Here is a 12264-nt window from a genome sequence, read left to right on the forward strand (position 1 = left end):
GCGGCATAAGATTTCCGGCCCCCGGTGTGAGTGCTTTGGATATGAAGATGCATCATGAGCATTGATCAACAGGGTTTGCTGGCAAAATTGGTCCGTGAGTTGGTGCGTTTACCGGGAATTGGTCAGAAAAGCGCACAGCGCCTGGCCTTTCACCTTCTCAAAGCGGAACGGGAGGATGCGCTGCGGCTATCCGAAGCGATTCAGGCTGTGAAGGATGGCCTCTCGTTTTGCCGTCAATGTCGCAATATCGCTGAGGGCGAGCTGTGTGAATTCTGCCGGGATCCCAAGCGGGATCGCACCAAGATTCTCGTGGTGGAGGAGCCGAGCACGTTGTATGCGATTGAGCGCGCCGGTGGATATCGAGGTCTGTACCACGTCCTGCTCGGGGTCTTATCGCCGCTGGACGGCGTCGGGCCATCGGATATTCGTGCGGAGGAATTGTTCGAGCGGGTCAAAGCCGGAGGGGTGGAAGAAATCATTGTGGCCACCAATCCCACGATCGAAGGCGAGGCGACGGCCATCTACCTGACCCGACTCTTGAAACCGCATCATGTCCGGGTCACTCGTATCGCCTACGGCATTCCCGTCGGTATGGATATCGAGTATGCCGACGAGGTCACTCTGGTGAAATCGATCGAAGGCCGGAGAGATTTGTGATGTGGATGGCCTGCTGCCGACGGGAGTGTCCGGTCTGGGTCAGTGCCCCCACCTTGCCCTCTCGAGACGAACCGATTGACCCCTCTGATTTGAGGCTGCTATAGTCGAAATTCGTGGGACGGGTCTGGCGGCGATACCGGCGTAGTGAGACCGAGTATTCGATGAAGACTTCGGCGAAAAAATCGACCACCACTCGAAAGAAGCCGGCGAAAGCGAACGGGGTGAAGTACCCTGATATTCTGAAGGACCTGGAAGGCCAACGTGCGGCCATCCTGGCCGAAGCCGGAGTGGTGCTGACGAATCCTACCGGACTGGAAGTGTTTCCGGACGTGAGCGACCAAGCGTCCGCAGAGGCCGACCAGCATTTCTCATTTCGCATCCGCGAACGGGAGCGAAGACTTCTCAAGAAAATCGATGAAGCATTGGGGCGGCTCGCGACGCAGACCTATGGTATTTGCGAAGGCTGCCGGGGCGATATCCCGTATAAGCGGTTGAAGGCGCGCCCGGTCACGACATTATGCATCGAGTGCAAAACCACTCAGGAAGAAGCTGAGAAATCTCCCCGCTGATTTCGGCCCTCCTCCTCAACTCTTTTCTTAATCCGCCGGCTGTCGCCGCCAGATGACCTGTGGCTACTGGTGTTTGAGGGCTTTGACGCGTGATTGCGCCATGGCTGAGCGATCGGCCTCCTCGGGGATCCCTTCGGTGAGTGCCAGATACGTTTCATATTCCGTAATGGCGCGTCTGGGGTTGGCGTCTGCAATGGCTTCGGCCAGGTTAAACCGGGCAATTGCATAATTCGGGCGCATCAGGACGGCTTTTTCGAATGAGGCCAGCGCATTCTGCTTCTCGCCTAACTTGCCGTACACGTACCCCAGATTGTTCACGACTTCCGGGGAGTTTGGACGTTGCGCCAGCGATGCGAGCAGTTCGCGCTTGGCCTTGTCTAGATCGCCGGCGGCTTCCCAGGACACGCCGAGGCGGTGATGGAGTTCCGCTTGCCAGACCTGGCTGGTGAACCCCGAAGCGCTTGCCTTCTGGTAGGCGTCGAGGGCAATGGTCTGATTTTTTGTTCCGCAGTAGGCGAGCTGGGCGCTCTGGCCTCGGGCGAATTGTTGAAGCGACACGAAGGGTTCCTTATCTTCCGCTCCCTGTGTGTCGAGGTGCTGGCCACCGTTCTGTTGCCCGGTATCCCGAAGACGATCGAGGAACTCTTTTCGGTAGGGAGAAAAGAGTTTAACGTAGGGGTCGATAGAAAAGGACGCTGCCAGAAGCCGCTGAGCGGTGCGGTCGCCTAGTACGAGGTACCGGGTCGTGGTCTTTTCATCCCCCGTGTCGTAAAGGGTGCTGAAGGCCATATTTTGACGATCGGCCAATTGAGCGACAGTCAGGTAGAATTCGAGGCTGGGTTTCAGTTGGGAGAGAGTGTAGCGAAGCGTTTTGTACGGTGCGAGGTCGAGACCGGAACGGAATACAAACAGCGTTCCGACCAATGTCCCGTCTTCATCGAAGAAGTACGATTCTTCGCCCTTGGAAAGGCTCTGTTCGGCCAAGATACGAAGTTCTTGGCCACTGCCCCACGCCTGGGTATGTGGCACGACGCCAGGATGTTGCTCCAGGAATGCCTTGCGGGTATCACAGAGTTTCGTGGATTTTAGAAGGTCGAGGTCGCTCTCTGACGGCGGAAGCGGCGCGCGAGCTGGCGGTGGGGTTTCGCACCCTGTCAGCAGGGCGCAGACGGTGATCAGTGTAGGCAACAGTGAGAGCCGACGATGCATGGCCGGATTCGATGCCCCAGGTCAATGCAATAGAGGATCAAGGAGCCAAGCATACCTGAATGGCTCTGGAGATGCGACTGGCAGGGAGAGTCGTGACTGCTGATCCTCGCCGCCGAGAAAGTAAGATCCCGGTCGGCGAGGTGTCGAGCGGGGTTACCGGCGCTGCGAGTCGATCATCGAATCTTCGGCCGTGTATCCGAAGAGGTATGGAGCATGTCTCGCAACGGCATAGAGCGGCCGGTTCACCGTGTAGTCCACCAGGTGCCCGACCGGGTGAAGTACAAAGCCCAGCCATCGGTAAGGATTGTCGTTGGCCTGTGAGGCGGCCATGGGATCGGAATAGACCAGCGAGGTGCTATCCATTGCGCTATAGATGCTGAGCGGCGCGTTGTAGTTCTGATCCTGCGTCGCCATCTGATTGGTGGTGGAGCAGCCCGTCGTCAAAACCAGTCCCAAGATGATTGTGGCCAGAGTCCCGCGCATACCATGCCTCTCTTTCTTCTATAGGAACATTCGAAGAGACGAAGTCTGTTCCTCGTGAGAAAAGTCTAGCGCAGGGTCTTGATTCTGTCCAGTCAGACGGCAGCCTCGGCCCTCATTCAAGGAAAGCGAGGCAAATTTAGCCGTTTGACCCCTTCCCGGACTACCAGAATCGCTCTGTTCGGGTGGCCGCCATCCGTAAGTCGGATAGCGAGGTCTTCTAAGCGTGCAACGATGAAGGAACCTAGAAGCTCCTTCCCTGGTCATTGTACCCCGCGAACTATAAAGGAGCTGCTCGCCGGTTCCTTCGTATACCACCCAGGCCGATGGGGAACCAACGGAAGCGGCACGATGCGTACAAGCTGAGAACACCGACGTATCACGGCATATTACCGTTACCGTCGGCGACGAAAAGTTCGTCCACGCCCTCTATTTTCATGCAAGTTTAGAGCTCCTGCCGGACTTCCAGGCCTAGTCTATGGCATACTGGGAAACTTACTAGTGCGTTCAGCCTGTTAGCACTAGTCATCCCCCTGCCACTGGTCATGCACCCTCGCAGGAGTCTTGTATGTTCTCCCATGACAGAGAGCAAATTAAAGCCGGGCAGCCATTGCAAAACAGTGAAGTTCTCCGGTTGTTGGTGGAGCACGCACCCGCCGCTATCGCCATGCTGGATCGCGAGATGCGATATGTGCTCGCCAGTCAGCGATGGATTCGAGATTACAACCTCAAGGACGATATCCTTGGATGCTCCCATTACGATCTGTTTCCTGAAATCTCTGACGATTGGAGAAAGGTGCATCAACGAGGGCTTGCCGGAGAAATCTCCCGGGCAGAGGAAGACCGTTTTGAGAGGGCTGACGGGGCGGTTCAATGGATCAGATGGGAAGTTCGCCCGTGGTACGGAATCGATGGCCAGGTCGGAGGTCTCGTCATTTTTTCAGAGGACGTGACCACCGGAAAACAGGCTAAAGAACAACTTAGACAGTCACTCCTTCAGTACCAATCCACGTTTGAGAATGCTGCAGTGGGTATGTCGCATGTGAGCCTCGAGGGACGCTGGCTTAAGGTCAATGAGCGGCTGTGTCAGATTACAGGGTATACCCGTGAAGAACTCCTCTCCATGACATTTGAGGATGTCACGTATCCAGGCGATATCGAGCCCGATTGGGTCAATGCGCGACGATTAATGGCCGGAGAAATTACGTCGTACACCATGGAGAAACGGTACATCCGGAAGGATGAGCGCCTGATATGGATCAATCTCACGGTATCTTTGTTGCGGGACGAGGCGGGTGCTCCGCTGAATTTTATCTGGGTCATAGAAGACATTACGGCCCGCAAACAAGCAGAAGACATTGGGCGCGATAGTGAAGCGCGATTTGCCACACTTGCCGATAACATGTCCCAACTCGCTTGGATGGCGGACGCCGATGGATGGATATTTTGGTATAACCGGCGTTGGTACGACTACACGGGAACGACTTTTGAGGAGATGCAGGGCTGGGGCTGGAAGAAGGTGCATCATCCCGACCAAGTGGATCGGGTTGAGAAAAAATGGCGGGAGGCCCATGCGACAGGCCATCCGTGGGAGGATACCTTTCCGCTTCGTAGCAGAGAGGGTGTGTACCACTGGTTTCTCTCCAGGGCTCAGCCGATTCGAGATTCTGACGGACGAATTGTGCGATGGTTTGGGACGAATACCGACATTACGGAGATTCGGGACATTCAAACCTCATTGCGGGAAAGCGAACATAGGCTCCAAGCGCTTGCCGCAGAGCTTGAACATCGAATACAGGAGCGGACGAGCGAACTTCAGCAATCGCGGGATAGCCTCCGCATATTGGCGACGGAACTGAACCTGGCCGAGCAGCGCGAACGGAAACGGCTGGCCGGTGAGCTTCACGATTGTCTCGCCCAGTGGCTGGTTGTGTGTCGCCTGAATCTCGGACGAGTTCGTGGTTTTGGACTGCCGCCGCAAGCGGAACAAACGGTGAATGAAACGGAAGCGGTGCTCAGTAAAGCGTTGAACTACAGTCGGACCTTGATGGCGGAATTAAGCCCGCTGGTTCTGCAAGAGCACGGCCTGGTCGCTGCGCTTAAATGGCTTGCCGAACAGTTTCAGCGTCACGACTTAACCGTCACGGTCGATGTCGGCACAGCCGCCGACAGCTCTCTTACCGACGATTGTTCAATCTTGCTTTATCAGTCTGTCCGTGAATTACTCATGAATACGTTGAAACATGCTCAGACCAATGAGGCCGTGATACGTCTGGACCAAAGAAGCGGCGAGTTACGGATTACGGTGTCCGATCACGGCGTGGGTTTTGACATCGAGTCAGTGCCGACCACGGGTCGTATGCTCTCCCAATTTGGACTGTTCAGTCTTCGTGAGCGTATGAAAACGATAGGGGGGTACTTAGATGTGCAATCACAACCTGGGCAAGGCACCCAGGCCACGCTGGTGCTTCCGACTAAATCGCTCAAAGACACGACTTCGAATATCGGAGCGATACCAGTCTACGCTGCGGAGCAGCCAAACAGGCCTACTCCATCCAGCGCCCACCGAGTCGATACAGTCTCATCGGTCGCGACTAACCGTCGTACGCGTGTTTTGCTGGTGGACGACCATGCGATGGTACGACAAGGGTTGCGAAGCATTTTAGAAGGCTATCCCGATCTGGAGGTTGTAGGGGAGGGCGCTGACGGCGAAGAAGCCGTGGCTCTAGTCGAACGACTTCAGCCGGCAGTGGTAGTGATGGACATCAACATGCCTAAAATGAACGGCATCATGGCCACGTCGCAAATCAAGACGCGTTTTCCGACAACCAATGTGATTGGGCTATCGGTTAATGCAGGCGCGGAAAATCAAGAAGCCATGACAAGAGCCGGAGCCAGTGTGCTCATTACAAAAGAGGCGGCTGTTCAGGAGCTACATCAGGCCATTTGTGATGCCGTAAAAGAGCAGATCCGACCGAAGCATGTCTCTATCTGAAGCAGCTTTCAATCCAGCCCAATTAAGGAGACTACAGCGGGTTAGCATCGTCGGCTTCACGCACGACGCTGGATACACGCAAGGTGACGCAACGCTATGCGCATGATTATCCGGAAGGCTTGCGAGATGGAGTGGAGATTCTTGACCGACGCGCACACCGTGGCACACAAGTGGCCGCAGTGATGAGGAGTGGCAGTGACTGCTGTCTCGGAAGCCGGTGGAAAATTGGTGGGCGATACAGGTATCGAACCTGTGGCCTCTTCCGTGTGAAGGTGAAAAGCTAGATTTTTGAATCGCTCGCTGTTGCAATGGTTTCCCCACAAAATCGTTGCATGTCATGTGGTTATGAGCTTTCTATCGCTTCTACTGTGTACGGGAGATTTTAAGGTTTTGGATAATTTCTGACACAAAAATGACCACAGTGAACTGGCCTCGGACGACGGGATCGTTAACCAGCAGAGGATGGTCGAATTGGGAAGTCCGAACATGCAGTCATGAACGACTGTCGAGCGGCTCGCAAAATCGCCGCCCGCTGACTACAGAACCGTACCACCATGGTATACTGCCTGCGGATACACTGGATGCGCTGCCGATGAAAGCCGTGAAGTACACCAAAGAAGGCGTGGTGATTCCCTCCTCCTGGATGAAGGGATGGGGAAAAGCTGTGGTGGCGCATCGCGACTCCGACATCCTGATCTTGGAGTCCCCGGCCAGAGCGGCGAGTCGCAAGAAGCTTGGTCGTATGGTCAGCAAGCTCCGCCGCGCCAGCCGCGAACTGGGCGTCACCCCCGAACAGATTGCCGCTGAGGTTGCAGCGGTTCGGCGCGAGCGTGCGCGTCGTTCTTGATACCAATATTTTCGTGTCCGGCCTGTTGTCCGCCGCAGGGCCTCCTGCCCGGATCCTTCAGGCCGTCTTGCAGCGCCGCCTCATCCCCGTCATGAGCCCCGATACCTTCGCGGAACTGTCAGAACATTCTCCGCATGACTATATCAATTTACGAGGAGCTTACAAACCCAACTAGGCAGAACCTGTGGAACGTAAGGCTGATGTCCAGGTTCTCTCTCATCACAAAGGGTTCTTTGCTGGCGATACTCTTAGGCCACAGCAAACAAGATGGCGTGACCTAGATTGACGCTGGCATAGATCATGTTCTAGCATGCATCCCCACTTCACTCAGACTCGGAATCGCAGATGGAGCTGCCTTCCAGGTTCAATCCCAGATTCATTCAGGCATCCCTCGCGCCCGCTCTTGCAATTACCTTCCTGAGCGCCAAATCGAAGTTAGCGACAGTCCATGACTGCGAGGCTTGTGGTATACGACGTTACTGACACCTTTGTTAACTTTGGGTTCATCTATGCTAGATGGCAAGCTTCAGCATCGCGTCATGCACAAGGCCGCTACACCTCTTGAGTATCAGGTTTATCGGGCAGGTCTTGAATGGGACCTACTTGATCCTATCGTTATCGAAAAGCGGGATGATCTGAAGTCAGAGTCGAAATGGCGCGATCGTGTGGAACCATATAATCATCAAGTAACCAATCTCATAACCTTCTGCCGTCGCCTCCCCGTTACGCTTCTAGCCGATGACGTGGGGTTGGGCAAAACCATCAGCGCAGGATTGATCGTTAGCGAACTCATCGCTCGTTCACGGCTCACTCACTTCCTGGTGGTTTGTCCCAAGCTATTGGCACCTCAATGGAAGGAAGAGCTTGCAACGAAGTTTGAAATCGATTCAACGATCGCAACCGGTAAAGATCTAGTTCGTAAGGAACCAGCAGAGCTGGGAGCTATCATTACGACGTATAACTCAACCCGTTTATATCTTGATGAAATTCCACGCGACCGATTTCAAATGCTGATTCTTGACGAGGCGCACAAGTTACGAAACTTGTACGGAGTTGAATCGCCACCACAAGTAGCGCAACGATTCCGTTCTGCACTCGAAGAAAGACGGTTTCGGTATGTACTCATGTTGACTGCAACACCAATTCAAAATCGACTTTGGGATCTCTATTCCCTGGTTGACCTACTCACAGTGGCAAGGGGACATCAAAACCCCTTTGGAAGCGAAGGCATGTTTGCGAGGAAATTTATTGCGGATCATCGCGAAAAGGCTCGGCAGCTACGGCCCGAAGCACGTGAGGAATTCCAGTCAATTGTATATGGTTATATGTCTCGAATTCGACGAGGAGACGCTAATCTCTACTTCCCCGATCGTAAGGTTCAACTGCATAGGGTTGACCCGACTCCCAATGAGGTCGAACTGATTCAGGTGATCGCAAAGGGAATTCAGCAACTGAATAGGCTCGCCCAAATTTCTGTATTGCAAGCGTTAACTAGCAGTCCAGAAGCCTTAAGGGCACAGCTGGAAAACATGGCACGGAACGGAACTGTTTCGACGGAACTGTCGCATATGGTTAACGCAATTGTTCGTCAAATGCCGTTGACCGCGAAACTTCAGGGACTGGGGAGTCTCATACAACGACTAAAGAGCCAAGATCCCGACAAATGGCGCATGGTTGTTTTTACAAGTCGTCGTGAAACACAGACCACCATTCAAGCTTTCTTGGAGCAGCATGGGCTAAAAGTCGGCATAATCAACGGATCTTCCGGACTTCGAAACTCCCAGACCCTGGCAGCTTTTAGAAAGATGCCACCAGACTGTCATGTGATTGTGTCGACGGAAGCTGGCTCAGAAGGGATCAACCTACAAGTAGCGAATGTACTCGTCAATTATGACCTCCCGTGGAATCCCATGATTGTGGAACAGCGAATTGGACGCGTGCAGCGACTGGCATCCCTCCACGCGAGTGTTGGAATCTTCAATATCATCTTACGAGGAACCTTTGAGGAGTATATCGTTGGACGTCTGATGGAAAAACTCCAGTTAGCATCACATGCCATTGGGGATATCGATGCCCTGCTGGAGGCATCGGGAATCGGTGAGGGAGACGAAGAAAATTCAGCTGGATTCGATGAGCAGATTCGGCGCCTTGTTGTTGCCGCATTGACCGGAATGGATGTCGACGCAGCAACTCAAAAGGCTATCGATAGCATAGACGAAGCCAAAGCGACCCTGGAACGAGAAGAGGCCAGCATCAACTCTCTGCTCGGTGGAATGGATGGTACAGCTTACACGGGCCCACGTGGCCCACGGCTACCGTCGCAGACCCGATCCATGGAGCCCCGCGAATTCACGATTTCGGCGTTTAAAACCTTGGGAGCGCGGGTCACGGAACTTCCCAGTGGCTTTGTTTGTGTTGAAGAGAATGGAAGTCGACACCATATTCGTTTTGAGGATCAATCTGACAGAGATGTGAGAAGTGAGCTATATGCACCGGGCTCAGGTCCCTTCCTCACGCTAATTCATCGAGTAGTAGGGTCCGGCGTGCATCATGTTGAGGATCTGGACTCTCAGCCGTCTACTCAGTCCCATGACATCGCTTCGAATTGGGTCCACTCATTTGATGCCTCGCTCACTGGCAGGGACGTTCAGGCAGTGAGCCGATGCTTTACTGGAGAAGCCACTGTTCTCGTCCGAGCAACTGTTGCACATGACAGTTACGAGAGACTCGTGACAGTGAAGTGCGGGGCATCGGAACACACCAAGACAGTCGGATCATCGGGGCTCGACCCCTTACCTCGGGTTCTCCCAGATGCACGTGAAATTGGAATAGACGAACAAACGGTCCTTCACGCAGGGCACAACGATCCAGGCATTGCCGAATTTCATCGTTTCTATATCGAACGCTGCGTGGAGGAAGTTAAAGCTGCCGGTGACAATCCCCGCAAAGCTAAACGCCTCGAGGACGAATTTACACCAAAACTCGAAACAACTCTGGTGGCTCTTGATGGGAGCATGTACAGACGTGTGCAGATGCGAGTTCGATTCAGGCTCGAAGGTGATAAGGAGTATCAGAGCATCCTCACGGTCCTCCCACACGATCCTACTCTCATTGATGCCCCTAAGCTCCTCGTGTGTGCCAAGAGCGGCCGGAAGGCGCCAGCTGTTTGCCTAAAGCAATGTGAAAGTTCAAGGCAATATGTGCTTGAACATCTACTCTCACAGTCTGACGCTTCCGGCCGCTACGCCCTGCCCGAGTTCACAGTGATTTGCGCGGTATCAAAGCAACGACTGCTGAGAGATGAAGTCGAGTTATCCTCAGTCACAAATCACCCGGTGGCGAAATGGCTCTTAAAGACTTCCGAGCAAAGTGGCATGCGAGCGGAACCGGAACATTTCGATAGATGTGAGTTTACTCACGCGGAGATTCTCAAGTCGGAAGTAGCGATCAGTGAGGGGTCAGGAAAGCGTTACCGCAGTGATCAGAAGGAGCGATCTGCTTATTCCGGAAAATCTGGTCACCGCTCGGAATTTGTCACATGCTTCATCACTGGGAAGCTCTTGATGGCCACGGAAGCAGAAACCTGTGCTGAAACTGGAGCCGTTGTGTCCCCGGCGATTCTTAAAAGGTGTTCATTATCAGGCAAACGAGTTCTACCTTCTGAACTTGAGATCTCTTCGGTGAGCGGACAACCTGTCCTGCGAAGCAGGCTGCGGACCTCGCAGATTAGTCGCAAGCGTGCAGAGCCAGAGCACTTTGGCCGGTGTGAGTTTACTGGGACAGATGCTCTGAAGTCAGAACTCGCAATCAGTGAAGTCTCGGGAAAGTTGTACCGTGGCGACGAAGGGTCTCAGTCATCGGTGTCCGGAAAAACCGGGCATCGTTCCGAATTTATTTGGTGCTTCGAAACCAGGAAGTCCCTCGTACCTTCTGAGGCGGAGCAGTGTGAAGTTACGGGACGCTTTGTCCGTCCAGGAATTTTAGAGACCTGTGCCGAGAGTGGGAAACGGGTACTTCCTTCAGAGCTAGAACGCTGTGCTTCAAGTGGGAAGAAAGCGCTGAAACGTTTCATCGTCACGAGTAGCATTTCTCATGACCGAGTCCTAGAAACATTGGCTGTGCAATCGGCTGCACAGAAGTATTGTACGCCGGCCGAGGCTCAAGTGTGCAGTTGGAGTGGGAGAAAAGTACATCCTGACGATATGCGGACCTGCACATTGACCAGGCTCGGCATACACTTTCAATTTGCTGGAACCCACGGAGCTCCTCGCCTGCAACCGCTTGTGGCACTACTCGACGGCACGAGGCAGCCGACCGATGCGGCGGAATCGTGGGAATCAATTGCAAGACATGTCAATACTGTTGTAGGAGGCGGGCGATGTGAGGTGGAGGCCGCCGTATTTTCTCCAGACAGAGCACACCTAGCTGTGTGTTGCATTTCTATTCAGTATTACGTGATGAGGTACCGTGTTGGACTTGTGTATAAGCTAAGTGATCACTCGATAGAGGGGCGCCTCATTGTGGGTAAGCGGTCCGCTCAGGGCTGGACAACGGTGTGATTCATTTAAACTTAGTCAAAAGCGCATGCCTTTCGGCCCTTACCCTGCCATGTAAGCGTCAGCTATGGTTCAGTTACTTCGTGTCGCCATAGCCAGACTTTGGAGCTTCCAGCGAAGATATAGGGGTGGCTTTAGGGAACTATCAATCGAGAGCTCACCTGCTTGAGAAAGGCCTTCAATCTGGCGAAGCGGGAATGGGAATGGTGTCGAGACAATCCCGTCAGTCGCGTGTCTCTCGAAAAGGGAGTGACTAAACGAGACCGATGGTTGATGGAAGACGAGGAGGCACGATTGCTCGATGCCTGTCCGTCGTGGTTACGCGAGCTCGTGGTGTTCGCGCTCCATAGCGGGATGCGGTTGGGCGAGATCCTGTCACTGACCTGGACCGGCGTGGATCTGTTTCGAAGAACTGCAACCGTGTTTGAGTCGAAAAACGGAGAGCGGCGAACCGTGCCATTGAATCACACCGTGATGGCGCTTCTGACGGAGAAGGCCAAGGTGCGGCACATCAAAACTGCATTGGTCTTTCCAAGTCTCGCCGGTACACGGTTAGATCCCAACCATCTGCGACGGGCGTTACGGCCTGCAATGGCAAAGGCGAGCATCGTGAACTGCCATTTCCATGACCTCCGCCACACCTTCGCGACGCGGCTGGTCCAGGCGGGAGTGGATCTCTACAAGGTACAACGGCTACTCGGGCACAAGTCGCCGATGATGACGCAACGCTATGCGCATCATTACCCGGAAAGCCTGCGAGATGGGGTGGAGATTTTGGACCGACGGTCACACCGTGACACAAAAATGACCACAGTGCTGCGTGTGTCGGAGAGTGCTGTCTTGGAAGTCGTTGAAAAATTGGTGGGCGATACAGGTATCGAACCTGTGGCCTCTTCCGTGTGAAGGAAGCGCTCTCCCACTGAGCTAATCGCCCGCACCGGTCGCAGTCTA

General features: G+C 54.1%; 7 protein-coding genes, 2 tRNA genes and 1 pseudogene. 6 read left to right on the forward strand and 4 right to left on the reverse strand.

Translation table 11 applies throughout. The features are described 5' to 3' along the window. The first annotated feature begins 54 nt into the window (after window positions 1-54). Window positions 55-657, forward strand: coding sequence for a recombination protein RecR (gene recR, locus GDA65_04330; protein MBA5861920.1), 603 nt, complete (start codon window positions 55-57; stop codon window positions 655-657). 161 nt (window positions 658-818) lie between these two features. Beyond that, the gene (locus tag GDA65_04335) at window positions 819-1226 is read left to right on the forward strand and encodes a hypothetical protein (protein MBA5861921.1); all 408 of its coding nucleotides are present in this window, start codon (window positions 819-821) and stop codon (window positions 1224-1226) included. A 63-nt stretch (window positions 1227-1289) separates the two neighbouring features. Here GDA65_04335 and GDA65_04340 read toward each other — a convergent pair whose 3' ends face one another. Together GDA65_04340 and GDA65_04345 are read right to left on the reverse strand one after the other, a co-directional pair. Next, complete coding sequence (locus GDA65_04340; protein ID MBA5861922.1) at window positions 1290-2435, reverse strand: hypothetical protein; 1146 nt, start codon at window positions 2433-2435, stop codon at window positions 1290-1292. Between the two features lie 153 nt (window positions 2436-2588). After that, the gene (locus GDA65_04345) at window positions 2589-2918 is read right to left on the reverse strand and encodes a hypothetical protein (protein ID MBA5861923.1); all 330 of its coding nucleotides are present in this window, start codon (window positions 2916-2918) and stop codon (window positions 2589-2591) included. 565 nt (window positions 2919-3483) lie between these two features. Between GDA65_04345 and GDA65_04350 the strand changes: the two genes are divergently transcribed. Continuing rightward, entirely contained in the window at window positions 3484-5910 is a 2427-nt protein-coding gene (locus GDA65_04350; protein ID MBA5861924.1) for a PAS domain S-box protein, read from the forward strand. Window positions 5911-6136: 226 nt separating this feature from the next. Here the strand turns inward: GDA65_04350 and GDA65_04355 are convergent. Further along, window positions 6137-6209: transfer RNA gene (locus GDA65_04355), tRNA-Ser, on the reverse strand. A gap of 435 nt (window positions 6210-6644) precedes the next feature. Between GDA65_04355 and GDA65_04360 the strand changes: the two genes are divergently transcribed. The 3 genes and pseudogenes from GDA65_04360 to GDA65_04370 all read left to right on the forward strand — a co-directional run bounded on the left by GDA65_04360 (window position 6645) and on the right by GDA65_04370 (window position 12216). Beyond that, window positions 6645-6932 (forward strand): putative toxin-antitoxin system toxin component, PIN family, encoded by a 288-nt coding sequence (locus GDA65_04360; GenBank protein ID MBA5861925.1) that lies wholly within the window; start codon window positions 6645-6647, stop codon window positions 6930-6932. A 334-nt stretch (window positions 6933-7266) separates the two neighbouring features. After that, window positions 7267-11316, forward strand: coding sequence for a DEAD/DEAH box helicase (locus GDA65_04365; GenBank protein MBA5861926.1), 4050 nt, complete (start codon window positions 7267-7269; stop codon window positions 11314-11316). A 138-nt stretch (window positions 11317-11454) separates the two neighbouring features. Then, window positions 11455-12216: pseudogene (locus GDA65_04370) on the forward strand (tyrosine-type recombinase/integrase). Here the strand turns inward: GDA65_04370 and GDA65_04375 are convergent. Continuing rightward, window positions 12173-12247, reverse strand: a tRNA-Val gene (locus tag GDA65_04375). The pseudogene GDA65_04370 and the gene GDA65_04375 overlap by 44 nt on opposite strands. Between the last annotated feature and the right edge of the window lie 17 nt (window positions 12248-12264).

The organism is Nitrospira sp. CR1.1 (genome assembly GCA_014055465.1).
GTDB lineage: Bacteria > Nitrospirota > Nitrospiria > Nitrospirales > Nitrospiraceae > Nitrospira_A.